Origin of the sequence: Pseudomonas sp. SK, assembly GCF_012975065.1 — a bacterium.
GTDB classification, from domain to species: domain Bacteria; phylum Pseudomonadota; class Gammaproteobacteria; order Pseudomonadales; family Pseudomonadaceae; genus Aquipseudomonas; species Aquipseudomonas anuradhapurensis.
Window position 1 is genome coordinate 5,421,239 of sequence record NZ_CP051857.1, and the last position, 26,996, is coordinate 5,448,234.

The 26,996-nt window shown below is 62.9% G+C and carries 20 protein-coding genes; 6 read left to right on the plus strand and 14 right to left on the minus strand.

The window, feature by feature from the left end:
• Nucleotides 1-42 precede the first annotated feature (42 nt).
• The 3 genes from HG549_RS24695 to HG549_RS24705 are packed head-to-tail and all read right to left on the minus strand — an operon-like array spanning nucleotide 43 to nucleotide 5,242.
• Nucleotides 43-3,093 carry an efflux RND transporter permease subunit gene (locus HG549_RS24695; protein WP_170033595.1) on the minus strand — a complete coding sequence of 1,017 codons (3,051 nt, stop codon included), beginning with the start codon at nucleotides 3,091-3,093 and terminating at the stop codon, nucleotides 43-45.
• A complete protein-coding gene (locus tag HG549_RS24700) occupies nucleotides 3,090-4,157 on the minus strand; it encodes an efflux RND transporter periplasmic adaptor subunit (RefSeq protein WP_170033597.1) in 1,068 nt (355 codons plus the stop codon). The genes HG549_RS24695 and HG549_RS24700 overlap by 4 nt, the downstream gene beginning before the upstream one ends.
• Nucleotides 4,154-5,242, minus strand: coding sequence for an efflux RND transporter periplasmic adaptor subunit (locus tag HG549_RS24705; RefSeq protein ID WP_170033599.1), 1,089 nt, complete (start codon nucleotides 5,240-5,242; stop codon nucleotides 4,154-4,156). Before HG549_RS24705 ends, HG549_RS24700 begins: the two co-directional genes overlap by 4 nt.
• 315 nt (nucleotides 5,243-5,557) lie before the next feature.
• Between HG549_RS24705 and HG549_RS24710 the strand changes: the two genes are divergently transcribed.
• Nucleotides 5,558-6,013, plus strand: coding sequence for a transposase (locus HG549_RS24710; protein ID WP_170033601.1), 456 nt, complete (start codon nucleotides 5,558-5,560; stop codon nucleotides 6,011-6,013).
• Nucleotides 6,014-6,119: 106 nt separating this feature from the next.
• Here the strand turns inward: HG549_RS24710 and HG549_RS24715 are convergent, their stop codons facing one another.
• The 7 genes from HG549_RS24715 to HG549_RS24745 all read right to left on the minus strand — a co-directional run bounded on the left by HG549_RS24715 (nucleotide 6,120) and on the right by HG549_RS24745 (nucleotide 14,426).
• Complete coding sequence (locus HG549_RS24715; protein WP_170033603.1) at nucleotides 6,120-7,013, minus strand: ABC transporter permease subunit; 894 nt, start codon at nucleotides 7,011-7,013, stop codon at nucleotides 6,120-6,122.
• A complete protein-coding gene (locus tag HG549_RS24720; RefSeq protein WP_170034338.1) occupies nucleotides 7,010-7,891 on the minus strand; it encodes an ABC transporter permease subunit in 882 nt (293 codons plus the stop codon). Before HG549_RS24720 ends, HG549_RS24715 begins: the two co-directional genes overlap by 4 nt.
• Nucleotides 7,892-7,926: 35 nt before the next feature.
• Nucleotides 7,927-9,069: a polyamine ABC transporter ATP-binding protein gene (potA, locus tag HG549_RS24725; RefSeq protein WP_170033605.1), complete on the minus strand. Its 1,143-nt coding sequence runs from the start codon at nucleotides 9,067-9,069 to the stop codon at nucleotides 7,927-7,929.
• A 71-nt stretch (nucleotides 9,070-9,140) separates the two neighbouring features.
• Nucleotides 9,141-10,235, minus strand: coding sequence for a polyamine ABC transporter substrate-binding protein (locus tag HG549_RS24730; RefSeq protein WP_170033607.1), 1,095 nt, complete (start codon nucleotides 10,233-10,235; stop codon nucleotides 9,141-9,143).
• A 157-nt stretch (nucleotides 10,236-10,392) separates the two neighbouring features.
• A complete protein-coding gene (locus HG549_RS24735) occupies nucleotides 10,393-11,490 on the minus strand; it encodes a polyamine ABC transporter substrate-binding protein (RefSeq protein WP_170033609.1) in 1,098 nt (365 codons plus the stop codon).
• A gap of 169 nt (nucleotides 11,491-11,659) precedes the next feature.
• Entirely contained in the window at nucleotides 11,660-13,021 is a 1,362-nt protein-coding gene (locus HG549_RS24740) for an aspartate aminotransferase family protein (protein ID WP_170033611.1), read from the minus strand.
• 46 nt (nucleotides 13,022-13,067) lie between these two features.
• The gene (locus HG549_RS24745) at nucleotides 13,068-14,426 is read right to left on the minus strand and encodes a glutamine synthetase family protein (RefSeq protein ID WP_170033613.1); all 1,359 of its coding nucleotides are present in this window, start codon (nucleotides 14,424-14,426) and stop codon (nucleotides 13,068-13,070) included.
• 574 nt (nucleotides 14,427-15,000) lie between these two features.
• Between HG549_RS24745 and HG549_RS24750 the strand changes: the two genes are divergently transcribed.
• Nucleotides 15,001-16,377: a glutamine synthetase family protein gene (locus tag HG549_RS24750; protein WP_084856533.1), complete on the plus strand. Its 1,377-nt coding sequence runs from the start codon at nucleotides 15,001-15,003 to the stop codon at nucleotides 16,375-16,377.
• A 140-nt stretch (nucleotides 16,378-16,517) separates the two neighbouring features.
• Here HG549_RS24750 and argA read toward each other — a convergent pair whose 3' ends face one another.
• Both argA and argE read right to left on the minus strand, forming a co-directional pair.
• The gene (argA, locus tag HG549_RS24755) at nucleotides 16,518-17,816 is read right to left on the minus strand and encodes an amino-acid N-acetyltransferase (protein ID WP_170033615.1); all 1,299 of its coding nucleotides are present in this window, start codon (nucleotides 17,814-17,816) and stop codon (nucleotides 16,518-16,520) included.
• A 124-nt stretch (nucleotides 17,817-17,940) separates the two neighbouring features.
• A complete protein-coding gene (argE, locus tag HG549_RS24760; RefSeq protein ID WP_170033617.1) occupies nucleotides 17,941-19,083 on the minus strand; it encodes an acetylornithine deacetylase in 1,143 nt (380 codons plus the stop codon).
• 115 nt (nucleotides 19,084-19,198) lie between these two features.
• Here argE and HG549_RS24765 point away from each other — a divergent pair, with 115 nt between their 5' ends.
• On the plus strand, nucleotides 19,199-20,566 hold the full coding sequence (locus tag HG549_RS24765) for a CYTH domain-containing protein (RefSeq protein WP_170033619.1): 1,368 nt from the start codon (nucleotides 19,199-19,201) through the stop codon (nucleotides 20,564-20,566).
• 150 nt (nucleotides 20,567-20,716) lie between these two features.
• On the opposite strand, the gene HG549_RS24770 is transcribed toward HG549_RS24765, so the two are convergent.
• Nucleotides 20,717-21,187 (minus strand): Lrp/AsnC family transcriptional regulator, encoded by a 471-nt coding sequence (locus HG549_RS24770; protein ID WP_170033621.1) that lies wholly within the window; start codon nucleotides 21,185-21,187, stop codon nucleotides 20,717-20,719.
• 126 nt (nucleotides 21,188-21,313) lie between these two features.
• Between HG549_RS24770 and HG549_RS24775 the strand changes: the two genes are divergently transcribed.
• The 3 genes from HG549_RS24775 (at nucleotide 21,314) to HG549_RS24785 (ending at nucleotide 23,913) form a co-directional block, all read left to right on the plus strand.
• Nucleotides 21,314-21,619: a hypothetical protein gene (locus tag HG549_RS24775; RefSeq protein WP_170033623.1), complete on the plus strand. Its 306-nt coding sequence runs from the start codon at nucleotides 21,314-21,316 to the stop codon at nucleotides 21,617-21,619.
• Nucleotides 21,620-21,822: 203 nt separating this feature from the next.
• Nucleotides 21,823-23,508 (plus strand): GspE/PulE family protein, encoded by a 1,686-nt coding sequence (locus HG549_RS24780; RefSeq protein WP_170033625.1) that lies wholly within the window; start codon nucleotides 21,823-21,825, stop codon nucleotides 23,506-23,508.
• 90 nt (nucleotides 23,509-23,598) lie between these two features.
• The gene (locus tag HG549_RS24785) at nucleotides 23,599-23,913 is read left to right on the plus strand and encodes a DUF2388 domain-containing protein (RefSeq protein ID WP_170033627.1); all 315 of its coding nucleotides are present in this window, start codon (nucleotides 23,599-23,601) and stop codon (nucleotides 23,911-23,913) included.
• Between the two features lie 98 nt (nucleotides 23,914-24,011).
• Here the strand turns inward: HG549_RS24785 and gcvP are convergent, their stop codons facing one another.
• Entirely contained in the window at nucleotides 24,012-26,885 is a 2,874-nt protein-coding gene (gene gcvP, locus HG549_RS24790) for an aminomethyl-transferring glycine dehydrogenase (protein ID WP_170033629.1), read from the minus strand.
• Nucleotides 26,886-26,996: the final 111 nt, after the last annotated feature.

A 26,996-nucleotide genomic window follows, 5' to 3' on the forward strand; every position in this document is an offset into this window, starting at 1 on the left:
ATTCGCGGGTAAACCCGCTCCCACAGGGTTTGCTGTAGGGTTTCAGGAGTTTTTCTGTGGCTCGCGGATCTTGTACCAGGCCACATACAACGCTGGCAGGAACAACAGTGTCAGCAGGGTCGCCACGATGATCCCACCAATCATGGCGTAGGCCATCGGCCCCCAGAATACCTCGCGGGCGATCGGGATCATGCCCAGGCTCGCCGCCGCCGCGGTCAGCAGGATCGGCCGGCGCCGATGATTGGTGGCCTCCACCACCGCATCCCACGGCGACAAGCCCTGGGCCTCGAACTCGTCGATCTGGGTCACCAGGATCACCGAGTTACGAATGATGATGCCCGCCAGCGCGAGAATGCCGAGGATCGCCACGAAGCCCATCGGCGTGCCGGTGGGCACCAGCGCCAGCACCACGCCGATAAGCCCAAGCGGTGCCACGCTGACCACCAGGAACAGCTTCTGCACACTGTGCAGCTGGATCATCAGGAAGGTCGCCATCAGGAACAGCATCAGCGGGATCACCTTGCGGATCGGCCCTTGCGCCTTGGCACTCTCTTCCACCGTACCGCCGGTAGCCACTTCGAAGCCCACCGGCAGCTTGCTGGCGAACTCGTCGATCTTCGGCTTCAGCTGGGCCACCAGGTCGGTGGGCTGGATGTCGCCATTGACCGAGGCCTTGATGGTGATGGTCGGCTTGCGGTCACGGCGCCACACCAGCGGTTGCTCCAGCTCGTAGCGCACGGTGGCAAACGACAGCAGCGGGATCGCGGTGCCGTTGGGCGTGAGGATCTGCAGGTTCTGCAGGGTGTCCGGCGAGCCGCGCTCGCTGTCCTGGGCGCGGGCAACCACGTCGACCAGGTAGATGTTGTCGTTGACCTGGGTGATCTGGACGCCGCTGACGATGCTGTTCATCACATTGGCCACGTCTTCCGACGACAAGCCCAGCTGACGCGCCTTGTCCTGGGCAATTTCCACCCGCAGCACCTTACCCGGCTCGTTCCAGTCGTAGATCATCTCGCCAATGTGCTCGTTCTGGTCGAGCAAGGTGGCCAGCTCGATGGCATGCTTGCGTACCTCGTCGATATTGGCGCCGCTGACCCGGTACTGGATCGGCCGGCCCACCGGCGGGCCCATTTCCAGCGACTGCACGTTGGTACCGATGCCGACGAATTCCTCATGCAGGATCTTCTGCAGCCGCGCCATCATGCCCTGGCGCTCTTCGAAGCCCTTGCTGACGATCACCAACTGCGCGTAATACGGGTTCTGCAGTTGCTGGTCGAGCGGCAGGTAGAAGCGGATCGCGCCCTGGCCGATGTAGGTGCTCCAGTGCACCAGGTCCGGGTCGTCCTTGATCCGCGCCTCGAAGCGGTCGACCACCTTGCGCGTCTCTTCGATCGAGGCGTTCTGCGGCAGGTTGAGGTCGACGAGGATTTCCGGGCGGTCCGAGGACGGGAAGAACTGGTTCTGCACGAAGCGCTGGCAGAAGATCGCCAGGGCGAACAGCAGCACGGTGCCAATGATGGTCAGCCAGCGGTTGCGCATGCACCACAGCAAGCCGTGCTCGAAGGCCCGGCCGAGCCTTCCAGGCTCGGCATCGTGGGCCTTGAGGTTGCTGCTGAGCATATGCACCCCCAGCACCGGGGCAAAGAACACCGCCACGATCCACGACACCAGCAGGGCCACGGCAATCACCGCGAACAGGGTGAAGGTATATTCGCCCGCCGAGCTGGCATTGAGGCCAATGGGCACGAACCCGGCCACGGTGACCAAGGTGCCGGTGAGCATCGGGAACGCCGTGGAGGTATAGGCGAAGGTTGCCGCCTGCTCCTTGCTCTCGCCCATCTCCAGCCGCGTGACCATGACCTCCACGGTGATCATCGCGTCATCCACCAGCAGGCCCAGGGCGATGATCAGCGCACCCAGCGAAATACGCTGCATGGTGATACCGCTGTATTCCATGAACACGAAGACCATGGCCAGCACCAGCGGGATCGAGCAGGCCACCACCAGGCCGGCGCGCACCCCCAGGCTGACAAAGCTCACCCCGAGCACGATCACCACCGCCTCGAACAGCGCACTGGTGAAGCCGCCGACCGCCTGCTTGACCACCACGGCCTGGTCGGAAACGGTATGCACCCCGACGCCTATCGGCAGGTCCTCGATCACCTGGTCCATGCGTTTTTTCAGTGCCGCACCGAACACCTGGATATTGCCCCCGGCTTTCATACCGATAGCCAGGCCCAGCGCCGTCTGGCCGTTGTAGCGGAACATCGGCGAAGGTGGGTCGACGTAGCCGCGCTCGATGTCGGCGATGTCGGCCAGACGGAAGAAGCGGTCGTTGATCTTCAGGTTGACGGTTTGCAGGTCCTTTTCCGAAGCGAACTGCCCGGTGGTGCGCACGGAAATGCGCTCCGGGCCGGCCTCGATCACCCCGGCCGGGGTCACCGCGTTCTGCGATTGCAGCGCTTGCATCACCTGGCGCTGGTCGATGCCCAGGGCTGCCAGCTTGCGGGTGGAGAAGTTCAGGTACAGCACTTCGTCCTGGGTGCCGATCAGCTCGATCTTGCCGATGTTGGGTACGTCGCGCACCTCGGCCCGCGCCTGCTCCACGTAGTCGCGCAGCTGGCGCAGGGTCAGGCCATCGGCGGTAAACGCATAGATCGAGCCGAACACGTCGCCGAACTCGTCGTTGAACCCCGGGCCCTGGATGCCTGCCGGGAACTCGCCACGGATGTCCTGGATCTTCTTGCGCACCTGGTACCAGATTTCCGGGATGTCCTTGGCCTTGGTGGTATCGCGCAAGTACACGTAGACCGTGGATTCACCCGGGCGGGTGTAGCTTTTGGTGTAGTCGAGCGAGTCGAGCTCCTCGAGCTTTTTCTCGATGCGGTCGGTGACCTGGTACAGGGTCTCGTCCTGGGTCGCGCCGGGCCAGCGGGTCTGGATGACCATGGTCTTGATGGTGAACGACGGGTCTTCCTCGCGGCCCAGGTTGAAGTAGGAGAAGATCCCCATCAGCAGCGCAACGAACATCAGGTACCAGACGAACGATTGATGCTTGAGTGCCCAGTCGGACAGGTTGAAGCTTCCTTTCATTGCGCATCCTCGTCGAAGGTCACCTTCTGGCCAGGCTTGAGGCTGTTCACGCCTGCCGTCACCACCCGCTCACCGGGCTGTACACCGGAGGTCAGGACGATGCTCTGGTCGGTGCGGTCGATCAGGGCCACGTCGCGGGTGGCCACGGTTTTCTGTTGCGGGTCGATCACCCACACCTGGGTCTTGCCATCGCGCTCGAGCAAGGCGCTCAGGGGCAACTCGCTGCGTGGCGTCACCGCCGAACTCAGGGTCACGCTGATGGCGGTGCCCAGGTGGAACGCCGCGGGTGTGCTGGCCAGGCTCAGGCGGGCGCGGCGGGTACGGGTGGTGGCGTCGGCCTGGGGTTCCAGTTCGCGCAGGCTGGCCGTGGTGTTGATGGTCGGGTCGAGTTGCGAGGCAACGGTAAAGGTCAGGCCTTTGTTCAACTGCTCGGCCAGGCCGATCGGCAGGTCGATCACCGCTTCCTTCACGTCCGGCCGGGCCAGGGTCACCACCGCCTGGCCGGCGGTGACGGTTTGCCCGGCTTCGGCTTTCCAGTCGGTGATCACCGCAGCGTGGTCGCTACGCAGGGTGCTGTAGTCGAGCTGGTCACGGGCCTGGCTGACCGCCGCGCGCGCCTGTTCCAATGCGGCGCTGGTGGTTTTCAGGTTGGTCTGGGCAATATCCAGCTGGGCCTGGGCGCCAACGCCGCGGTCATACAGCTGCTGCTGGCGACGGGCATCGGCCTGGGCGTTGATCCATTGCGCCTGCACCTTGGCCAGGTCGCCTTCGGCGGCGCGCAACTGGTTCTGCTGGTCGGTGGGATCGAGCGTGGCCAAGGTGTCACCCGGCTTCACCTGGGCGCCCACATCCAGCCAGCGTCGGGCGATGCGCCCGGACACACGAAAACCCAGGGTGCTTTCGAAACGCGCCTGGATAGAGCCGGCAAAGCGGCCCAGCTGCGATTGCACCTGGGGCTCGACCTTGACCGACAGCACCGGCCGAATCGGCTCCGGCGCTTCTTCCTCGCTGCTGCAGCCGAGCAACAGCATGCCGGCCGACATCAGCATCAGCAGGTGCTTCATAGCTCACCCCCTTTGGCCTTGGCATCGATCTTCTGTACCTGCATGCCGGGGTGCAGCAACTGCCCGCCATTGACTACCACGGTTTCGCCACCCTTCAGGCCACGAGCAATCACGATCCGGCCGGTGAGGTAACGGCTGACCTCGACCTTGCGCAGTTCCACCTTGTCGCCCTCACCCACCACCCACACCGCTGGCTCATGCAGTGCCTTGGTCAAGGCAGACCACGGCAGTTCGATACTGGGTCGCCCCTCGGCATTGGTGGTGGCGGTTACCGGTGCGCCCAGCTGCATTGCCGGCGGCACGTCCCTGAGCCCGACCTTGACCTGTACCGTGCCACTTTGCGCGGACACCGTCGGGGTGATTTCGCGGACGAAGCCATGGGCCTTTACCTTGGGGTCGTCCAGCAGGCTGACGATCACCCCGGCATCACTGGGCGGCGCCACCAGCAGCGACTCATAGACGTTGAACACGGCATCGCGGTCGCCGTCGCGGGCCAGACTGAAGATCGGCATGGTCGCCTGCACCACCTGGCCGACTTCGGCCTGGCGCTCGGTGATCACGCCATCGGCTTCGGAAACCAGGGCGGTGTAGCTGAGTTGTTCATTGGCATCGGCCAATTGCGCCTGGGCGGCCTTGAGTGCGCTCTGGTCGCTGCGCAGGGCGGCCTCGGCGGCGTCGTATTCGCTCTGGCTGGTGTAGCCCTTGGGCAGCAGTTTCTGCTGGCGTACGAAAGCGGCGCTGCTCTGGGTGACCCGCGCCTGGGCGGCGAACACTTCGGCCTTGGCCGAGTCGACGTTGTTTTGCAGGTCTTTCGGGTCCAGGCGCGCCAGCACCTGGTTGGCCTTGACGTGGTCGCCGACATCGACGCTGCGCGAAATGATCTTGCCGCCGACGCGGAACGACAGGTCGGTCTGCACCCGCGCCTGGACATCGCCGGTCAGGGTGACTCTGGCGGCGAAGTCGGTCGGCTGGACCTGCTGCACGCCAACCCGGGGCCGTGTCTCGGGAACTTCTTCCTTGCTACAGCCCGTGAGCAGGTACAACAGCCCCAGGCAAACGACCGACAGCGGACGCAACAACGTCATGCAGGCTCCTTGCTTGCGCACAAATGATTTGTGGGATGCGACTGTCAGCGTAGTTCAGGGTTCGATAAACAGCACTGACGAGGATCAGTTCGGCATTTTCAGCGCCTGTGCGGGCCTCTTCGCGGGTAAACCCGCTCCCACAGGGATTGCGCAAACCCTGAGGCTGCACATGACCGTGTGGGAGCGGGTTCACCCGCGAAAGGGCCGGTACTGCCATCCACAAATCTCTGCCATATCCAGAAACCATCATCTACACAGCACCTGCATCTCAGCCACTACCTTTGAAAAGCCATCTGCTTTTCAAGGAAGAAGCCAATGTCGCGAGCTCAGTCTCACCTGCTTCGCCGCGGTCGCTATTCAGAACTTGGCCGGCTCTATCTGCTGACCACCGTCACCCACCAGCGCAAGCCGCTGTTCCATGATTTCCACCATGCCCGGCTGGTCATTCACCAACTTCGGAAATCTGACCAGGAATACGCATGCCGGTCTCTGGCCTGGGTGCTGATGCCCGACCATCTGCATTGGTTAATCGAATTGAAAGGCACGACGCTAGGCACTTTGATGCGCAGGTTCAAATCCAGGTCCAGTCTGGTTTTGCATCAGGCGGGGGTTGAGCATGATCCGGTGTGGCAGCCTGGATATCAGGACCGTGCACTGCGGCGGGAGGAGAGCACGGTGCATGTTGCCAGATACATTATTGCCAACCCCTTGCGAGCCGGCTTGGTCAGAAGCGTCAGGGACTATCCACATTGGGATGCAGCCTGGCTTTGAATAGGTGCTGCGGCCTTCGCGGGTAAACCCGCTCCCACAGGGATCACCATTGACCTTAAGGCTGTGATGTCCCTGAGGGAGCGGGCAAGCCCGCGTAGAGGCCGGATCAGGCCGAAGCAGCCACCTGCGTCGGCCGCTTGACCTGCGGCTGCGAAGCGTTGGCTGCCGCACCCTCCTCGATGGCCTGCTGAATCGCCTTGCGGCGACGCTCTTCGGCCTGGCGGCTGAAGTACCAGACCAGGAAGGTCACCAGCGACACCGATAGCAGGATCAGGCTGGCCACGGCGTTGATTTCCGGTTTCACACCCAGGCGCACCGCCGAGAATACTTCCATCGGCAAGGTGGTCGAACCCGGGCCGGAGACGAAGCTGGCCAGGACCAGGTCATCCAGCGACAGCGCGAACGACATCATGCCGCCCGCCGCCAACGACGGCGCGATCATCGGGATGGTGATCAGGAAGAACACCTTCCACGGCTTGGCACCCAGGTCCATCGCCGCTTCTTCGATCGACAGGTCCAGCTCACGCAGGCGTGCCGACACCACTACCGCCACATACGCCGCACAGAACGTGGTGTGGGCGATCCAGATGGTGACGATGCCCCGCTCCTGCGGCCAGCCGATCATCTGCGCCATGGCCACGAACAACAGCAACAGCGACAGGCCGGTGATCACCTCGGGCATCACCAGCGGTGCGGTGACCAGGCCGCCGAACAACGTGCGGCCCTTGAAGCGGGTGACCCGGGTCAGCACGAATGCCGCCAGGGTACCCAGTGCCACCGCCGCCACCGCCGTGTAGCAGGCGATTTCCAGCGAGCGCATCACCGAACCCATCAGCTGGGTATTGTCGAGCAGGCCGACGTACCACTTCACCGACCAGCCGCCCCACACAGTTACCAGCTTGGAGGCGTTGAACGAGTAGATCACCAGGATCAGCATCGGCAGGTAGATGAACAGCAAGCCGAGCACCAGCATCAGCTTGGAGAAACTGAAGCGCTTCATGCCCTGCCCTCCATTTCTTTGGCCTGGCTGCGGTTGAACAGCAGGATCGGCACGATCAGGATCGCCAGCATCACCACCGCCAGCGCGGACGCCACCGGCCAGTCACGGTTGTTGAAGAATTCCTGCCACAGCACCTTGCCGATCATCAGGGTTTCCGGGCCGCCAAGCAGTTCCGGAATCACGAACTCACCCACCACCGGGATGAACACCAGCATGCAACCGGCGATGATGCCGTTCTTCGACAACGGCACGGTGATCTTCCAGAAGCTGTTGAAGGTGCTCGAACCCAGGTCGGAAGCGGCTTCGAGCAAGCTCGGGTCGTGCTTCACCAGGTTGGCGAACAGCGGCAGGATCATGAACGGCAGGTACGAGTAGACCACACCGATATACACCGCCAGGTTGGTGTTGAGGATTTGCAGCGGCTGGTCGATCAACCCGATCCACAGCAGGAAGCCGTTGAGCAGGCCGTTGTTGCTGAGGATGCCCATCCAGGCGTAGACGCGGATCAGGATCGCAGTCCAGGTCGGCATCATGATCAGCAACAGCAGGACCGTCTGGGTTTCCTTTTTGGCATTGGCAATGGCATAGGCCATCGGGTAGCCGATCAACAGGCACAGCAGGGTGCTGAAGAAGGCCATCTTCAGCGAACCCAGGTAGGCCGAAATGTACAGCTCGTCTTCGGTCAGCAGGCCATAGTTGGCCAGGTTGAGCACGAGCTGGACCTTGTCCTCGACGTAGCTGTAGATCTCGGTGTAGGGCGGGATCGCCACGTCGGCTTCGGCGAAGCTGATCTTCAGCACGATGAAGAACGGCAGCATGAAGAACAGGAACAGCCAGATGAACGGCACGCCGATCACCAGGTGCCGCCCCTCCGGGATGATGCGCTGGAAGGCTCGCTTGAGCTTGCGAGGTTTCATGACCGCAGTACCACGCCGCTGTCGTCTTCCCACCACACGTACACTTCATCGCCCCAGGTCGGCCGGGTGCCCTGGCGCTCGGTGTTGGCCACGAACGACTGGACGATCTTGCCGCTCGGCAGCTCGACGTAGAACACCGAGTGGCCACCAAGGTAGGCGATGTCGTGGACCTTGCCGCGCGACCAGTTGTGCTCGCAGGTCGGTTGCTGGGTGGTGACCAGCATTTTTTCCGGGCGCAAGGCGTAGGTGATGTGCTTGTCTTCCACCGAGGTGGTGATGCCATGGCCAACGTAGATCTTGCGCTCAAGCTCGGGGCTGGCAATGATCGCGTGGCCCTCGGCATCGTCGAGCACTTCACCGTCGAACAGGTTGACGCTGCCGATGAACTCGCACACCAGGCGGCTGGTGGGGGTCTCGTAGATGTCCACCGGCGAACCGATCTGGGCGATCCAGCCCAGGTGCATGATGGCGATGCGCTGGGCCATGGTCATGGCCTCTTCCTGGTCGTGGGTCACCATCACGCAGGTCACGCCTACGCGCTCGATGATTTCCACCAGTTCCAGTTGCATCTGCGAACGCAGCTTCTTGTCCAATGCGCCCATTGGCTCGTCGAGCAGCAGCAGCTTGGGGCGCTTGGCCAGCGAGCGGGCCAGGGCCACGCGCTGGCGCTGGCCACCAGACAACTGGTGCGGCTTGCGCTTGGCATACTGGGTCATGTGCACCAGCTTGAGCATCTCGGCCACGCGGGCGTCGATCTCGGCCTTGGGCATCTTGTCCTGCTGCAGGCCGAAGGCGATGTTCTGCGCCACGGTCATGTGCGGGAACAGCGCGTAGGACTGGAACATCATGTTGATCGGCCGCTCGTAGGGCGGCATGTCGGTGATGTCGACGCCATCGAGGAAAATCCGCCCTTCGGTCGGGCGCTCGAAGCCGGCCAGCATGCGCAGCAAGGTCGACTTGCCGGAACCGGAGCCACCCAGCAGGGCGAAAATCTCACCCTTGCGGATTTCCAGGGACACATCGTCCACGGCTACCGTTTCGTCGAATTTTTTCGTGACCCGGTCGATCTTGACCAGCACCTGCTTGGGTTGCTGGCCACCCTCGAGGGCTTTTTTATAGGCACCGGAGGCAACTGCCATGAGTGAAACTCCCAACAAGATTTTTGTGCCCGCGTGGCCTGCTCTGCAGGTGCCGCCACGGGCCTGGATATTTACTTGCCCGACTTGACCTTGGTCCAGCTGCGGGTCATCAGCCGTTGCACCTTGGGTGGCAACTCTGCATTCACGAACATCTTGTCCAGCACTTCCTGCGGTGGGTAAACCGCGGCGTCAGTCCTCACGGCCTGGTCCATCAGGTCGCCAGCCTTGGGGTTCGGGTTGGCGTAACCGACGTAATCACTGACCTGGGCGATAACCTCAGGCTTCAGCAAATAGTTGATGAAGGCATGCGCCTCTTTGACATTCCTGGCGTCCTTGGGAATCGCCAGCACGTCGAACCAGAGGTTGCCGCCTTCCTTGGGAATGGCGTAGGCCAGGTGCACACCCTTCTTCGCTTCTTCGGCGCGGGTCCTGGCCTGGAACACATCGCCCGAGAACCCCGCCGCGACGCAGATATCGCCATTGGCCAGGTCGGTGATGTACTTGGACGAGTGGAAGTAGGTCACGTACGGGCGTACCGCCAGCAGTTTCTTCTCGGCGGCCTGGTAGTCCTTGGCGTTGCTGCTGTTGGGGTCCAGCCCCATGTAGTTGAGCACCGCCGGCAACATTTCGTCAGCCGAGTCGAGGAACGCCACGCCGCACTTGGCGAGCTTCTTCATGTTCTCGGGCTCGAACAGCACCGCCCAGGAGTCGATGGTGTCCACGCCCAGCGCGGCCTTCACCTTGTCGACGTTGTAACCGATGCCGTTGGTGCCCCACAGGTATGGCACCGCGTATTGATTGCCCGGGTCGTTCTTTTCCAGGCGCTTCATCAACGCCGGGTCGAGGTTGGCGTAATTGGGCAGCAGGCTCTTGTCGAGCTTCTGGAACGCGCCCGCCTTGATCTGCTTGCCGAGGAAATGGTTGGATGGCACCACCACGTCATAGCCGGTGTTGCCGGCCAGCAGTTTGCCTTCCAGGGTTTCGTTGGAATCGAACACGTCCTGCACGGGCTTGATGCCCGTCGTTTTCTCGAAGTCCGCGAGTGTGGTCGGGCCGATATAGTCGGACCAGTTGTAGAAGTGCACCGTAGGCGCCGCTTGGACGCTGCATGCCAGCGTCAGGCCCGCACCAGCCATCAAGGCCTTGCGGAATACAGAAATGGACAAGTGGGTGCTCCTCACAATCAGTGCCTGGGTAGCGACAATGCTGCCGCACACGCAAAACCGGCGCGCAACTTACCTTCGCAGCTTCGATGCCGCAATCATCAATTGCCTTTCACTGGCTCTGGGCCGGGTATCCCGGCCCAGAGGTGCTGCATCGGGCTTACTTGCCCGACTTGATCTTGGTCCAGCTACGGGTGATGTCACGCTGGGCCTTGGCTTCAGGAGCAGCGATGGCATACAGCTGCTTCTTCACTTCAGCTGGCGGATAGATGCTTGGGTCGCTGGTGATTTCCTTGTCGACGAACTGGGTAGCCGCCTGGTTGCCGTTCGGGAAGCGCACGGCGTTGGTGATTTCAGCCATGATTTCCGGCTGCATCAGGAAATTCATGAACTGGTAGGCAGCGTCCTTGTGCTCGGCATCCTTGGGGATGGCGACCATGTCGTAGAAGGTACCGGCACCCTCTTTCGGAATCACGTACTCAACCTTGACCTTGTCGCCGGCCTCGTGAGCACGGGCCTTGGACTGTTCCAGGTCACCCGAGTAACCGACGGCTACGCAGATGTTGCCGTTGGCCATGTCGCCAATGTACTTGGACGAGTGGAAATAGGTGATCGAAGGACGAATCTTGAGGAACAGTTCCTCGGCGGCCTTCAGGTCTTCCTTCTTGGTGCTGTCGGTCGGCTTGCCCAGGTAGTGCAGCGCAGCCGGGAGCATTTCGGTCGGTGCGTCGAGGAAGCTCACGCCGCAGCTCTTGAGCTTGGCGATGTTCTCAGGCTTGAACACCGCATCCCACGAATCGATCTTGTCCACGCCCAGCGCGGCCTTGACCTTCTCCGGGTTGTAGCCGATGCCGATCGAACCCCACATGTATGGGAAGGCATGCTTGTTGTCCTTGTCGCTGGCATCGCCAACGGCCTTGAGCAGGTCCGGGTCGAGGTTCTTCCAGTTCGGCAGCTTGGAGCGGTCCAGCTCCTCGTACACGCCGGCCTTGATCTGCTTGGCCAGGAAGTTGTTGGACGGCACCACGATGTCGTAACCCGACTTGCCCGCCAGCAGCTTGGCCTCGAGGGTTTCGTTGCTGTCGAACACGTCGTACTTGACCTTGATACCGGTCTGCTTCTCGAACTTGGCGATGGTGTCTGGCGCGATATAGTCCGACCAGTTGTAGACGTTCAACACCTTGTCTTCAGCCTGAACAGCGGTGGCCATGGCGCCCATCAGGGCTGCGGCCAGCAACGTCTTGCCCATTTTATTCATGCGTAATGCTCCGGAATTTTTATTTAGCCATCTGTTCAGTAGCCAGGACCTACGGTGCAGAGCGCGCGGCGACTGAAACAACCGCTAGTCTGGCAAGTTACAAGGCTCTGTTTCAAGGAAAGCAAGGCCTTGTAACCACTTAATGTCACACCGCTAGACTAGCAAACGCTTAGCGAATCGCTTCGAGTGTCAGGTCGAGGCATTTGCGCGCCTTTTCCACCAGTTCATCGATCTCTGCGTGGCTGATGACCAGCGGTGGCGCGATGATCATGGTGTCACCTACCGCACGCATGATCAGGCCGTTTTCAAAGCAGAACGTGCGGCAGATCATGCCTACCCCCTTGCCTTCGTAACGGCTGCGGGTCGCCTTGTCCTTGACCAGCTCGATCGCACCGAGCAGGCCCAGGCCGCGTACTTCGCCCACCAGCGGGTGGTCCTGCAGCTCACGCAAACGCTTTTGCAAATACGGTGCCGCTTCGCTGCGCGCCTTCTCGACGATGTGCTCGTCGCGCAGGATGCGCAGGTTTTCCAGGCCCACCGCTGCCGCCACCGGATGCCCGGAGTAGGTGAAACCGTGGTTGAAGTCGCCACCTTCGCTCAATACCTGGGCCACCTTGTCACGTACGATCACACCGCCCATGGGGATGTAACCCGAGGTCAGGCCCTTGGCGATGGTCATCAGGTCTGGCTTGAGGTCGTAGTAGTCGGAGCCGAACCACTCGCCGGTACGGCCGAAGCCGCAGATCACTTCGTCGGCGACGAACAGGATGTCGTACTTGGCCAGGATCTCCTTCACCTTCGGCCAGTAGCTGTCCGGCGGGATGATCACGCCGCCGGCGCCCTGGATCGGCTCGGCGATGAAGGCAGCGACGTTGTCTTCGCCAACTTCGAGGATTTTCTTCTCCAGCTGCTCGGCCGCCCACACGCCGAACTGGTCCGGGGTCATGTCGCCGCCCTCGCCATACCAGTACGGCTGCGGAATATGCACGATGCCAGGAATCGGCAGGCCGCCCTGCTCGTGCATGCCGCTCATGCCGCCCAGGCTGGCACCGGCCACGGTGGAGCCGTGATAGCCGTTGATACGGCCGATGATGGTCTGCTTCTGCGGCTTGCCTTTCAGGGCCCAGTAGTGGCGGACCATGCGCAGCACGGTGTCGTTGCCTTCGGAGCCGGAGCCGGTGAAGAACACATGGGTCATGCCTGCCGGCGCCACGTCGGTGATCGCCTTGGCCAGCTCCAGCGCAGGCGGGTGGGCGGTCTGGAAGAACAGGTTGTAGTACGGCAGCTCGCGCATCTGCTTTTCTGCCGCCTGCACCAGTTCCTCACGGCCATAGCCCACCGCCACGCACCACAGGCCAGCCATGCCGTCGAGAATCTTGTGCCCCTCGCTATCCCACAAATGCACACCTTGCGCCTTGGTGATGATGCGCGGCCCCTTTTCCTTCAACTGCTTGTAGTCAGAAAAGGGTGCCAGGTGGTGCTCGCCGCTCAGGTTTTGCCATTCACGGGTTTGCGGGTTGTTGACGCTCATGTGCCTCTCCAGTTTCCGGCGGCCGCGCGGGCGGCCTCAGGGTTGATCAGACAGCGAACAGCAGGAACTCACGCTCCCAGGAGCTGATGACGCGTTTGAAGTTCTCGTGCTCGGCGCGCTTGGTGGCGACGTAGCCGGTGATGAATTTCTTGCCCAGGTACTGCACCAGCGCGCGGCTGTTTTCCATGCGCTCCAGGGCGTCCTCGATGGTCAGCGGCAGGCGCAGGTTGCGGCGCTCGTAGCCACGGCCCTGCACCGGCGCACTGGCCTCGATGCCTTCGACCATGCCGATGTAGCCACACAGCAGGCTGGCGGCAATCGCCAGGTAGGGGTTGGCGTCGGCGCCTGGCAAGCGGTTCTCGACCCGGCGGCTCTGTGGGCCGGCGTCCGGCACGCGCAGGCCGACGGTGCGGTTCTCTTCGCCCCATTCCACGTTCACCGGCGCCGAGGTGTCGGGCAGGAAGCGGCGGAACGAGTTGACGTTGGGCGCGAACAGCGGCAACGCCTCGGGGATGAATTTCTGCAAGCCACCGATGTAGTGCAGGAACAGCTCGCTCATGCTGCCATCTTCATTGCTGAAGATATTCTTGCCGGTGGCCAGGTCGACCACGCTCTGGTGCAGGTGCATGGCACTGCCAGGCTCGCCGGTCATGGGCTTGGCCATGAAGGTGGCGGCCACGTTGTGCTTGAGCGCGGCCTCGCGCATGGTGCGCTTGAACACCAGGATCTGGTCGGCCAGGTGCAGGGCGTCGCCGTGACGGAAGTTGATCTCCATCTGCGCCGTGCCGTCTTCATGGATCAGCGTGTCCAGGTCCAGCTGCTGCAGTTCGCACCAGTCGTAGACGTCTTCGAACAGCGGGTCGAATTCGTTGGCGGCTTCGATCGAGAACGACTGGCGGCCGGTTTCCGGGCGGCCCGAACGGCCTACCGGGGGCTGCAGGGGGAAGTCCGGGTCTTCGCTACGCTTGGTCAGGTAGAACTCCATCTCCGGCGCGACAATCGGCTGCCAGCCCTTGTCAGCGTAGAGCTTGAGGACTTTCTTCAGGACGTTGCGCGGCGACAGCTCGACCGGGTTGCCCTTCTTGTCGTAGGTGTCGTGGATAACCTGCGCGGTCGGCTCGATGGCCCACGGCACCAGGAACACAGCCTTCTCGTCGGGGCGGCAGATCATGTCGATGTCCGCCGGGTCGAGCAGTTCGTAATAGATGTCGTCGTCGACGTAGTCGCCGGTCACGGTCTGCAGCAGCACGCTCTCGGGCAGGCGCATGCCTTTTTCGGCGATGAACTTGTTGGTGGGTGAAATCTTGCCGCGCGTGATGCCGGTCAGGTCGCTGATCATGCATTCGACTTCGGTGATCTTGTGCTCTTTCAACCAATCGGTGAGCTGGTCGAGGTTGTTACTCATAAATACCTCAGGAGGTAAGGTGGGCCGCGCATTGATTCTGGATGGAGTACATTGCTAAAGCAAAAACCCCCGCGCAGAGCCACAGTGGATACACTGAAAACAGCTGCATCCGTAATGAGTTCGAAGGGCAGGAAGACGAAACGAAGGGCGGCAAGCCGCTGCGAGGGCGAGTCCGAGGCTGCCAAACGTCAATTATTGCGGCCATGGCGGCCACGCCATTGACGAAGCTTGCAAAATTGACGGAGGTACCCGATAGCACTGCGCAGGCAGTGCTTTCAGGTCGCGGCAAGCGGACCATGTGACCCTCGTATTATTGTGTTCTGGGTTGAGACCGAGCTTAGCCTTGTTCATTTTTTTACACAACACCTCCGTAAAAAATAAAACACGGCTCGTCGGAGATAGCCCTTCATGCGGTAAATAGCGGATAATGGCTTGCCCCGATATGCAGCAAATCTGCCGTCGATGAGCCATTTCAGGGCATCATGGGGTTGGCTTGACATCAGTTTGGGTTTTCGATTGACTGGACCTGCAAGCCCCCCTTGATTGATATTTTTAACAACAAAGGTGTTGCATCATGTCGGTACCCCCGCGTGCCGTTCAGCTTAACGAAGCGAACGCGTTCCTTAAGGAACATCCTGAGGTTCTCTACGTTGACCTTCTGATTGCAGATATGAATGGTGTGGTGCGTGGCAAGCGCATCGAGCGCACCAGCCTCCACAAGGTTTACGAGAAAGGCATCAACCTGCCTGCCTCCCTCTTCGCCCTGGACATCAACGGTTCCACCGTCGAGAGCACCGGGCTTGGCCTGGACATCGGCGATGCTGACCGCATCTGCTACCCGATCCCTGGCACCCTCTCCAACGAACCCTGGCAGAAGCGCCCGACCGCCCAGCTGCTGATGACCATGCACGAGCTCGAAGGCGAGCCGTTCTTCGCCGATCCGCGTGAAGTACTGCGCCAGGTCGTGAGCAAGTTCACCGAGATGGGCCTGACCATCTGTGCCGCGTTCGAGCTGGAGTTCTACCTGATCGACCAGGAGAACGTGAACGGCCGCCCGCAGCCGCCGCGCTCGCCTATTTCGGGTAAACGCCCACAGTCGACCCAGGTCTACCTGATCGACGACCTCGACGAATATGCCGACTGCCTGCAGGACATCCTCGAAGGCGCCAAGGAACAAGGCATCCCGGCCGACGCCATCGTCAAGGAAAGCGCCCCGGCGCAGTTCGAAGTCAACCTGCACCACGTTGCCGACCCGCTCAAGGCCTGCGACTACGCCGTACTGCTGAAGCGGTTGATCAAGAACATCGCCTACGACCATGAAATGGACACCACCTTCATGGCCAAGCCCTACCCGGGCCAGGCAGGCAACGGCCTGCATGTACATATTTCCGTGCTGGACAAAGATGGCAACAACATCTTCACCAGCGAGGATCCCGAGCAGAACGCCGCGCTACGTCACGCTGTCGGCGGTGTGCTCGAGACCCTGCCCGCGTCCATGGCGTTCCTCTGCCCGAACGTCAACTCGTACCGTCGCTTTGGTGCGCAGTTCTATGTACCGAACGCGCCAAGCTGGGGCCTGGACAACCGCACCGTGGCCCTGCGCGTGCCGACCGGCTCGCCGGACGCCGTACGTATCGAACACCGCGTGGCCGGTGCCGATGCCAACCCGTACCTGATGATGGCTGCCGTGCTGGCTGGCGTGCACCATGGCCTGACCAACCAGATCGAGCCGGGTGAGCCGATCGAAGGCAACTCGTACGAGCAGCTGGAGCAGAGCCTGCCGAACAACCTGCGCGATGCACTGCGCGAGCTGGACGACAGCGAGATCCTCAACAAGTACATCGATCCGAAGTACATCGACATCTTCGTCGCGTGCAAGGAGAGCGAGCTGGAGGAATTCGAGCATTCGATTTCCGACCTCGAGTACAACTGGTACCTGCATACCGTGTAAACGAAAACGCCGCCCCCAAGGGCGGCGTTCTCGTTTGAGATCGGTGTCGCCTGCTTCGCGGGCTTGCCCGCTCCCACAGGGTAATCACAAGGTTTGAAACCTGTGGGAGCGGGCGAGCCCGCGAAGAGGCCAATACAGGCTTACAGCGGCTTCTCGAAGATCTTCGAATTGCGCTGGTAGTTGTACAGCGAAGCCCGCGCCGCCGGCAGCCGTTCCACGCCACTCGGCGCAAACCCGCGCTCGCGGAACCAGTGCGCAGTTCGCGTAGTCAGCACGAACAGGGTCTTGAGCCCCGCCTGCCGCGCCCGGCCCTCGATTCGCGCCAGCAGCTCATCGCCGCGCCCGCCGTGGCGATACTCCGGGTTCACCGCCAGGCACGCCAACTCACCGGCGTCGGAATCGGCAATCGGGTACAACGCCGCGCAGGCGATGATCATGCCTTCGCGCTCGACCACGCTGAACTGTTCGATCTCCCGCTCCAGCACCTCGCGCGAACGGCGCACCAGGATGCCCTGCTCTTCCAGGGGGCTGATCAGTTCCAGCAGGCCGCCGACATCATCGATGCTCGCCTCGCGCACCACTTCGAACTGCTCCTGCGAAACCAGCGTACCGCCACCGCCACGGGTAAACAGCTCGGTCAGCAGGGCACCGTCCTCGGCATAGCTGACGATATGGCTGCGCGCCACCCCGCCTTTGCAGGCTTCTGCGGCAGCATCCAGCAGTTCGGCCTGGTAATCGCTGCCCAGGCGCTGCAGATGCGGGGCAACCTGCTGTGGGCGCAGCTCGCGCACCAGCTTGCCGTCCTCGTCCAGCAGGCCCGGCTCGGCGCCGAACAGCAGCAGCTTGTCGGCACCCAGTTCGATGGCGGCACGGGTGGCCACGTCTTCGCAGGCCAGGTTGAAGATCTCCCCGGTTGGCGAATAGCCCAACGGCGACAGCAGCACGATGGAACGCTCGTCCAACAGGCGGCTGATGCCCTTGCGGTCGACCCGGCGCACTTCGCCGGTGTGGTGGTAGTCCACCCCTTCGAGCACGCCGATCGGCCGCGCCGTGACCAGGTTGCCGGACGCCACGCGCAGGCGCGAGCCCTGCATCGGCGAAGCGGCAATGTCCATCGACAGGCGCGCCTCGATGGCCAGGCGCAGGGCACCGACGGCATCGATCACGCAATCCAGGGTAGCGGCATCGGTGATGCGCAGGCCACGGTGGTAATGCGGGGTCAGGCCACGATCGGCCAGGCGGCTTTCGATTTGCGGGCGCGAGCCATGCACCAGCACCAGGCGCACACCGAGGCTGTGCAGCAACACCAGGTCGTGGACGATGTTGCCGAAATTAGGGTGTTCCACCCCATCGCCAGGAAGCATGACCACGAAGGTGCAGTCGCGATGGGCATTGATGTACGGGGAGGCATGACGCAGCCAGTTGACGTAGTCGGGCATGACAGGGCCTGTGGATAAGTGGACGGAGAACGGCGATACAGGGGGCGTTCAGGATCATCGTCGGAACAGGCTTGCGGTCACGCGCGGTCTCCTCTAGGCAGGAACGAATCAACTCGGTTGACGTTTAGTTCAGGCAGTAATGCCGGATCAGGTCACGCAATAGACGCACGGTAGGCTCGATTCGTGACATTTCAAGGTATTCGCCGGGCTGGTGGGCACAGGCGATGTCGCCAGGGCCCAGCACGATGGTCTGGCAGCCCAGTTGCTGAAGATAAGGTGCTTCGGTGCCGAACGCCACCGCTTCGGCGCGATGGCCGGTGAGGCGCTCCGCTACCTGTACCAGTTCGGCATCGGCAGCCTGCTCGAACGGCGGCACCTCCGGGAACAGCGGCGCATAGTCGATGCGCACCTCGAAGCGCTCTGCCACGGGCGCCAGCTTGGCGCCGATGGCCGCGCGCAGTTGTTCCACGTCCATGCCCGGCAACGGGCGCAGGTCGAATTCCAGGGCGCACTGGCCGCAGATGCGGTTGGGGTTGTCGCCGCCATGGATACAGCCGAAGTTGAGGGTCGGGGTCGGCACGCTGAATTGCGGGTTGCGGTAGCGTTGCTGCCATTGCTGGCGCAGGCCCATCAACTCGCCCATCACCGCGTGCATGGCCTCCATGGCGCTACGGCCCAGGCTTGGGTCCGAAGAATGACCGCTACGCCCCAGGATATCGATGCGGTCCATGAGGATGCCCTTGTGCATGCGGATCGGCCGCAGGCCGGTCGGCTCACCGATCACCGCCGCCCGGCCGAGCGGCTGGCCGGCTTCGGCCAGGGCGCGGGCCCCGGACATCGAGCTTTCTTCATCACAGGTGGCCAGGATCAGCAGCGGCTGCTTGAAGTCATGCTCCAGCAGCGGGATGACCGCTTCGATGACCAGGGCGAAGAAGCCCTTCATGTCGCAGCTGCCCAGGCCGACCCAGCGGCCATCCACTTCGGTCAGCTTCAGTGGGTCGCTGGCCCATAGCTGGTCGTCATACGGCACGGTGTCGCTGTGCCCGGCCAGCACCAGGCCGCCTGGGCCACTGCCACGGCTGGCCAGCAGGTTGAACTTGCCGGGGCTCACCTGACGGATGTCACAGGTGAAGCCAAGGTCGCCCAGCCAGCCGGCCAGCAGGTCGATGACCTGGCGGTTGGACTGGTCCAGTGCGGGCTGGGTGCAACTGACCGAGGGCGCGGCAATCAAGGCGGCGAACTGGTCTTTCAACGTTGGCAACGGCATGCCCGTACTCCTCGGAAACGTGCCCCATCATAGGACTATCCGCTGTCTGGAATAAACCGTTGACGGCCGACTACTGTAGACTCTCCGCCAACCACGCCCCTCCTTCGAGCCTGTGATGCACAAAGAAACCGAACTCAAGCTCCGCGCCAGCCGCGAGACCCTTGCCGCCCTGCGCGAGCACCCTCTGCTGAAAAAGCGCAACAAGTCCGGCTGGCAGACCCGCGAACTGCTCAACCAGTACTTCGACACGCCCGAGCGCGAGCTTTCCGCCGCCCGTGTCGCCCTGCGCCTGCGCCGCGACGGCGAGGCCATCATCCAGACCCTCAAGTGCCGCGGCCAGAGCGTCGCCGGCCTGTCCGAGCGCAATGAATACGAATGGCCGCTGGACAAGGTCAAGCTCGACCTGAAAAAGCTTGACGCCACCTGCTGGCCCGAGCAACTGGCCAACCTCGACAAGAAAACCATCAAACCGCTGTTCACCACCGACTTCAGCCGTGAATACGCCGAAATCGCCTGGGGCCGCGGCAAGAGCAAGGTGGTGATCGAGGCGGCGCTGGACCAAGGCTTCGTGATCGCCGGCAAGCGCAAGGAAGAGATCTGCGAGCTGGAACTGGAGCTGCGCGAAGGTGAGCCCCAGGCCCTGCTGGAACTGGCTGCCGAGCTGGCCGCCAGCCTGCCGCTGATGCCCTGCGACATCAGCAAGGCCGAGCGCGGCTACCGCCTGCTGGAGCCGGACAGCTACGAGCTGGGCCTGCCACACGCCGAGCTGGAAGCCGAAACTGCTGTCGACGATGCCTATGCGGCACTGGCCTGGCAACTGCTGGGCAGCAGCCAGCGCCTGGCCGAGCAGTACCGCCACAATGGTCACTGGCGCCTGCTGCAGGACTGGGTCGAGTGCCTGAGTGAGCTGCGTGCCCTTACCGCCAGCCTGGGCCAGGCCGCCCCACGCGCTACCACCCGCGAGCTGCGCAGCAGCCTCGACGCGCTGCTGGAAGACTGGCGCCCGCTGGTGCAGGCTGGCAACGATGACGAAGACATTCGCCGTGCCGCCCCCGAACAGTTCGCCGAAGAGCTGGAGGACGTGCGCTGGGGCCAGTTCTCGCTGGAAACCTCGCGCTGGCTGCTGGCGCGTGCCTGGACCGTGGAGCGCAAGGGCCGTGGCGAGCGCCAGGGCAAGGCGCAACTGGCCAGCTGGCTGGCACACCTGCTAGGCGAAGAGGGCCGTGCGTTGAAGCTGCCGCTGTACACCCAGCGCCCGGAAGACCTGGCCGAGCAATTGCCACGTATCGAGCAGCTGCTGGCCTGGCTGCACCATGCCCGCCAGGTGCTGGAGGCACCACAGATGGACCGCCTGTACGGCGACCTGAAGAAGCTGCACGAGCTGGCCGAGCAGCCGATCAGCGACGAGGTGCTGGAAGCACGTGTGGAACAGGCAAGGGTTGTTGATCAGAGCCGCGGCTGGAAGCACTTGCTCAAGGCGTGAGCCCCTCTGAAGGCTCATGTTGCCTTTGTAGGAGCGGCCTTGCGTCGCGAAGCGCCCCCACGCTGCTGATATCGCCGGGGCCGCTTCGCGGCCCTTTCGCGACGCAAGGCCGCTCCTACAGGGGATAGCGTCAACGGGCTTGAAGCTGCTTCACCGCGACAGAGGCAGGCTGGTGGTGGACTTGATCTCCGACAGCGCCACGATTGAGTTCACCTCCTGAATCCCTGGCACGTTCGATAGCTTTTCGAAGAAGAACCGCTCATAAGCCTCGATATCCGACGTGACGATCCGCAGCAGAAAGTCCACCGAGCCCATCAGCACATAACACTCCAGCACCTCCGGAAACCCGCGGATCGCCTCGGTGAACTCGGTGAAGTTGGAGCGGCCATGAGCATTCAGTTTCACTTCGGCGAAGATCTGCGTATTCAAGCCGACCTTCTTGCGGTCCAGCAGCGTCACCTGCCCACGGATCACCCCCTCCTCCCTCAAGCGTTGGATGCGTCGCCAGCACGGCGATTGCGACAGCCCCACGCGTTCGGCGATCTGCGCGCTGGAGAGCGAAGCGTCCTCCTGCAAGAGTTCGAGGATACGGCGGTCGTAGGCGTCCAGCTCGCTGTGCATTGACTATTCTCCAAAACGTCATATCACGAACATTTCTATTCGCTATTACAGGGAAACGCCTGAATCATAGCGAAAAAATACCCCTGCCAACGTGCAAGAATTTCTCCCACATCTGCGGAGACCAGCATGAACGCACAACCCCGTACCGACGCCTGGGCCGCCACCAACGCCCATAGCACCGTGCACTACCGCCTGCAGGCCGAAGCCGAGCCTGACAGCCTGTGCCGGGTCCTCAACCTGTTTGCCCTGCAATTCCTGACCCCGCACAGCGTGCAGGTCAGCCAGCAGGATGACTGGCTGGATATCGAGGTCGGCATCGGTGGCCTGAGCTGGCACCGGGCCGAGGTGATCGCGCAGAAGCTGCGCAACCTGGTGTGCGTGGGCGAGGTGAGCCTGACCAACCTGCAGCGGCTGGAACTGGCGATTGGGTGAGCAGTTACCCGCCCTATTGCCGGCAGGCCAGCGCCCAAAAGATCACCGCAGGCTCGAACATCGCGCTGTAGCTGCGGGAGCCGGCTTGCCGGCGGCAGGGCCAGGACAGGCACAGCAAAATCCCGAAACCTTTCGCTCCCGATAACCTTCCGCTGCCCGGCTAGCCTTGATCAGCACTTCCTCATCAGGCACGGACGCCCCCCATGCACACCCCCGACAACCCGGCACTCGACCTCAGGCGCGTGCTCCAGGCCCTGCTCGCCGACCAGCATCTGCACGCCAACGACACCCTGCGAGTACTCGAACACGCCGCCAGCCATCCCATCAGCCACCCGCTGGAGCAAATCGCTGCCTGCACCCTGGAGGACCGCCAGCACCCTGGCCAGGCCCTGGACCTGGACGGCCTTTGCCGATGGCTGGCGCACAAGGTCGGCCAACCCTATCTGCGCATCGACCCGATGCAACTCGACCTGACGCAGATCAGCGGCCTGATCTCCCCTGCCTTCGCCCAGCGCCATGGCATCCTCATCATCGCCGCCGACGACACCGGTGTCACAGTCGCCAGCGCCCAGCCGTACCAGGACGACTGGTACGCGGACCTGGCCCGCAGCCTGGGCCGACCGATACGTCGCGTGCTGGCCAGCCCGCTGCAAATTCGTCAGGCAGGGCAGTCCTTGCACCGCTTGGCTCAGTCGGTAAAGGGCGCGCAAAGCCAGCAGTCGGCCAGCCTCGGTGAACTCGAACAGTTGCTGGAACTGGGCAAGCGCCAGGCCGAGGCCAGCGCCGACGACGCCCACATCGTGCATATCGTCGACTGGCTGCTGCAGTACGCCATCGAACAACGCGCCAGCGACATCCACCTGGAGCCCCGCCGCGACCAGGGCCAGCTGCGCTACCGCATCGACGGTCTGCTGCACTGCGTATATGCGTTCCCGGCCGGGGTCACCCTGGCGCTGGTCAGCCGCCTGAAACATCTGGCACGCATGGACGTTGCGGAAAAACGCCGGCCGCAGGATGGCCGCCTGCAAAGCTGCCTGCCTGGCGGCGCCGAGGTGGAGCTGCGGCTGTCGACCCTGCCGACCCCGTTCGGCGAGAAACTGGTGCTACGCCTGTTCGACCCGCAACAGCTGCAGGAGGGCTTCGATCGCCTCGGCCTGGAAGGGTCGCAACTGACGCAATGGCAACGCCTGCTGCAGCAGCGTCAGGGGATTATCCTGGTCACCGGCCCGACCGGTTCCGGCAAGACCAGCACGCTATACGCCAGCCTCAAGCTGCTGGCCACGCCACAAGTCAACCTGTGCACCATCGAGGACCCAATCGAACGCCTGGAGCCTGCCTTCAACCAGTTGCAGGTGCAGCCCGCCCTGGACCTGGGCTTTGCCAACGGTGTACGGGCCCTGCTGCGCCAGGACCCGGATATCATCATGATCGGCGAAATTCGCGACCGCGAAACGGCCCTGGTGGCGGTACAGGCGGCGCTGACCGGCCACCTGGTGCTGTCCACCCTGCATACCAACGACGCCTGCAGTGCAATCACCCGCCTGCAAGAGCTGGGCGTGGCCGACTACCTAATCAAGGCAACGCTGGTCGGCGTCATGGCCCAGCGCCTGGTGCGTACGCAGTGCGCCGATTGCCGCGGCACAGTGGCCGCACCCGGCAGCCAGCCGTGCCGCACCTGCCGGGGTACCGGGTTCCACGGCCGCACCGGCTTGTTCGAGCTGCTGGTACCCAGCGACAGCCTACGTGCACAGATAGGCCCAGGTAGCGATCTGGCCAGCCTGCGGCGCCAGGCAAAGGCCGATGGCCTGCTCGACCTGCGCGCTTGCGGGGAGGCCAAGGTGGCCAGCGGGCAGACCCGACAGGAGGAAGTGCTACGGGTCTGTTCATAGGTAAAAACGCCTTGTATTCAAGGAACTTACCTCTTTACCGCCAATCCAACCGCGCATCTTCAACCGCCACCCCTTTCGAGGTGTTTCAACATGCGTCTCAAAACCGCCATCGCCGCCGCTGCCTTGCTTTCGCTGCCTATTGGCTCGGCCATGGCCGATACCTTCTGGCGTAACGTGATGACCACCGGTGCTACCACGGCATCCAGCTACCTGACCTCGGGGGACCACAAGCTGGTGATGGCGGCGCAGGATGACGCTGGCAGCTTCGTGGCCAGCGAGGGTGCGATCCGTGGGCCGTTCCTGGAAGCGGCGATTCGTCAGGCCCGCGCAGAGAACCCGGGCCTGCAGGCCACCGACATGGAACTGGCCAATGCCATTCTGGCCAAGAACGCGGTAGCCCAGTAACCGCGTCGCCTGCTTCGCGGGCATGCCCGCTCCCACAGGGATAGCGCAAGTTCTGGGCTATCGCTGGGTTTACCCGCGAAGAGGCCGGCGCAGGCTAGCTACCGATAAGCCTCCACCGGCACACACGCGCAGAACAGATTTCGGTCTCCATACACATTGTCGACCCGGTTCACCGCCGGCCAGTACTTGTGCTGGCGTACGTGGGCACTGGGCGCCACTGCCTGCTCCAGGCTATAGGGCCGGTCCCACACCCCGAGCACGTCAGCCAGGGTATGCGGCGCATGCTTGAGCGGATTGTTTTCCGCCGGCCAGTTACCCTCCTGCACTTCGCCGATTTCCGCGCGAATCGCCAGCATCGCCTCGACGAACCGGTCCAGCTCGGCCTTCGACTCACTCTCGGTCGGCTCGACCATCAGCGTGCCCGGCACCGGGAAGGACATGGTCGGCGCATGGAAGCCGTAATCCATCAGGCGCTTGGCCACGTCCTCTTCGCTGATGCCGGTCAGTGCCTTCAGCGGCCGCAGGTCGAGGATGCATTCATGCGCCACCCGCTGGTTGCGCCCACGGTAGAGCACCGGGAAGGCGCCACTCAACTGGCTGGCCAGGTAGTTGGCCGAGAGGATCGCCACTTCGCTGGCGTCAGCCAGCTGCGGGCCCATCATGGCGATGTACATCCAGCTGATCGGCAAGATGCTCGCACTCCCCCAGGGCGCGGCACTGACTGCACTGTTGTTCGGCTCCAGGCCGGGTACCGGCACCACCGGGTGGCTGGCAACAAACGGCTTGAGGTGCTCGCGGATGCCGATCGGGCCCATGCCGGGGCCGCCACCGCCGTGGGGTATGCAGAACGTCTTGTGCAGGTTCATGTGGGAAACGTCGGCGCCAATATCGGCCGGGCGCGCCAGCCCCACCTGGGCGTTGAGGTTGGCGCCATCCATGTACACCTGGCCACCGTGCTGGTGCACCACTTCGCAGATTTCGCGAATGCCCTCTTCGTATACGCCGTGGGTCGACGGGTAGGTGATCATCAGGCACGACAGGCGGTCTGCGGCGGCGTGCGCCTTGGCCTTGAGGTCGGCCAGGTCGACGTTGCCATGCTCGTCGCAATCAACGATCACCACCTCCATGCCGGCCATCTGCGCCGAGGCCGGGTTGGTACCGTGGGCTGAGGACGGGATCAGGCACAAGGTGCGTTGCGGCTGGTGACGGCTGCGGTGGTAGCGGGTGATGGCCATCAGGCCGGCATATTCGCCCTGGGCACCGGAATTGGGCTGCATGCAGATGGCATCGAAGCCGGTAATAGCGCACAACCAGCTTTCCAGTTCGTCGATCATCGCCTTGTAGCCGGCGGCCTGGGCGGCTGGGGCAAACGGGTGCAACTGGGCAAAGCCCGGCCAGGTGATAGGGATCATCTCGCTGGTAGCGTTGAGCTTCATGGTGCACGAGCCCAGCGGGATCATCGACTGGTTCAGCGCCAGGTCCTTGTTCTCCAGTTGCTTGAGGTAGCGCAGCATTTCGGTTTCGCTGTGGTGCAGGTTGAACACCGGGTGCGCGAGGAACGGCGTGCGCCGCACCAAACTCGCTGGAATCCCTTCGGGCAGGGCGAGCTGGTCGAGAGCGGCAATGTCCAGGCCGTGGTCCACGCCCAGGAAGATGTCGAACAGGCGCAGCACCGTCTGCTCCGAACAGGTCTCGTCAAGGCTCACGCCCAGGCGCCCGCGGCCAAGGATACGCAAATTGACCTGCGCGGCTTCGGCGCTTTCGATGATGGCCGCCTGGGCGCCACCGACATCCACGGTAAGCGTGTCGAAGAAATGCTGGTTCAACCGCCGGATACCCTTGGCTTCGAGGCCTGCGGCCAGGATGAAGGTCAACCGATGCACGCGCTGGGCGATGCGTTGCAGGCCTTCAGGGCCATGGTATACCGCATAGAAGCCGGCAATGTTGGCCAGCAGCACCTGTGCCGTACAAATGTTGGAGTTGGCCTTTTCGCGGCGGATATGCTGCTCGCGGGTTTGCAGTGCCATGCGCAGGGCAGTGTTGCCACGAGCATCACGCGACACGCCGATGATGCGCCCCGGCATGGCCCTCTTGTAGTCGTCGCGACAGGCGAAATAGGCCGCATGAGGGCCGCCATACCCCATCGGTACGCCAAAGCGCTGGGTCGAACCCAGTACCACATCCGCACCCAGTTCCCCAGGCGGCGCCAGCACCACCAGGCTGAGCAGGTCCGCCGCCACGCAGGCCAGTGCATGCTGGCTGTGCAACTGGTCGATCAGCGGGCGCAGGTCGCGTACTTCGCCATGAGTGTCGGGGTACTGCAGCAAAGCACCGAATACCGCGTGTTTGCCAAGGTTATCCACAGCGTCGACGATCAGTTCGAAGCCAAAGCCCTCAGCGCGAGTCTTCAGCACCGACAGGGTCTGCGGGTGGCAATGTTCGTCGGCAAAGAAGGCATTGCTCTTGTTGCGTGCCACCCGCTTGGCCAATGCCATGGCTTCGGCGGCAGCAGTAGCCTCGTCGAGCAGCGAGGCATTGGCCAGGGCCAGCCCGGTAAGGTCGATGACCATCTGCTGGAAATTCAGCAGCGCCTCCAGCCGGCCCTGGGCGATTTCGGGCTGATAGGGGGTATAGGCGGTGTACCAGCCAGGGTTTTCCAGCACGTTGCGCAGGATGACCGTGGGCGTGATGGTGCCGTGGTAGCCCATGCCGATCAGGCTGGTCCAGACCTGGTTCTGTGCGGCGTAGCCGGCGAGTTTGGCCAGGGCGGCCTGTTCGTCCAGCGCAGCGGGCAAGTCGAGCGGGCGATCGAGACGGATGTCTGGCGGTACGGTCTGCTCGATCAGCTCACTGCGGCTGGCAACGCCAAGCACATTGAGCATGGCCTGCTGCTCTGCAGCATCGGGGCCCAGGTGACGACGCAGGAAAGGGTTGGGCTCTTGCAGTTGATGCAGGGATGGCGACTGGGACATGACGACGCTCTCTTCCTAGGCCTGCTCTCATGGAGACTTACAAGTCTAGGAAGGGATTGCCGATTGTGCGGGGAAACTTGTTTTCGCCTGGCGACTGCCGGGGGCGCTTTG

What these genes read in the sequence shown, in the direction of transcription:
- HG549_RS24715 (WP_170033603.1), bottom strand. Translation starts at nt 7,013, where the DNA reads ATGAAGCGCTTCAGTTTCTCCAAGCTGATGCTGGTGCTCGGCTTGCTG.
- HG549_RS24700 (WP_170033597.1), bottom strand. Translation starts at nt 4,157, where the DNA reads ATGAAGCACCTGCTGATGCTGATGTCGGCCGGCATGCTGTTGCTCGGC.
- HG549_RS24780 (WP_170033625.1), top strand. Translation starts at nt 21,823, where the DNA reads ATGCACACCCCCGACAACCCGGCACTCGACCTCAGGCGCGTGCTCCAG.
- HG549_RS24745 (WP_170033613.1), bottom strand. Translation starts at nt 14,426, where the DNA reads ATGAGTAACAACCTCGACCAGCTCACCGATTGGTTGAAAGAGCACAAG.
- potA (WP_170033605.1), bottom strand. Translation starts at nt 9,069, where the DNA reads ATGGCAGTTGCCTCCGGTGCCTATAAAAAAGCCCTCGAGGGTGGCCAG.
- HG549_RS24775 (WP_170033623.1), top strand. Translation starts at nt 21,314, where the DNA reads ATGAACGCACAACCCCGTACCGACGCCTGGGCCGCCACCAACGCCCAT.
- gcvP (WP_170033629.1), bottom strand. Translation starts at nt 26,885, where the DNA reads ATGTCCCAGTCGCCATCCCTGCATCAACTGCAAGAGCCCAACCCTTTC.
- HG549_RS24750 (WP_084856533.1), top strand. Translation starts at nt 15,001, where the DNA reads ATGTCGGTACCCCCGCGTGCCGTTCAGCTTAACGAAGCGAACGCGTTC.
- HG549_RS24740 (WP_170033611.1), bottom strand. Translation starts at nt 13,021, where the DNA reads ATGAGCGTCAACAACCCGCAAACCCGTGAATGGCAAAACCTGAGCGGC.
- HG549_RS24785 (WP_170033627.1), top strand. Translation starts at nt 23,599, where the DNA reads ATGCGTCTCAAAACCGCCATCGCCGCCGCTGCCTTGCTTTCGCTGCCT.
- HG549_RS24735 (WP_170033609.1), bottom strand. Translation starts at nt 11,490, where the DNA reads ATGAATAAAATGGGCAAGACGTTGCTGGCCGCAGCCCTGATGGGCGCC.
- HG549_RS24705 (WP_170033599.1), bottom strand. Translation starts at nt 5,242, where the DNA reads ATGACGTTGTTGCGTCCGCTGTCGGTCGTTTGCCTGGGGCTGTTGTAC.
- argA (WP_170033615.1), bottom strand. Translation starts at nt 17,816, where the DNA reads ATGCCCGACTACGTCAACTGGCTGCGTCATGCCTCCCCGTACATCAAT.
- HG549_RS24710 (WP_170033601.1), top strand. Translation starts at nt 5,558, where the DNA reads ATGTCGCGAGCTCAGTCTCACCTGCTTCGCCGCGGTCGCTATTCAGAA.
- argE (WP_170033617.1), bottom strand. Translation starts at nt 19,083, where the DNA reads ATGCCGTTGCCAACGTTGAAAGACCAGTTCGCCGCCTTGATTGCCGCG.
- HG549_RS24770 (WP_170033621.1), bottom strand. Translation starts at nt 21,187, where the DNA reads ATGCACAGCGAGCTGGACGCCTACGACCGCCGTATCCTCGAACTCTTG.
- HG549_RS24695 (WP_170033595.1), bottom strand. Translation starts at nt 3,093, where the DNA reads ATGAAAGGAAGCTTCAACCTGTCCGACTGGGCACTCAAGCATCAATCG.
- HG549_RS24765 (WP_170033619.1), top strand. Translation starts at nt 19,199, where the DNA reads ATGCACAAAGAAACCGAACTCAAGCTCCGCGCCAGCCGCGAGACCCTT.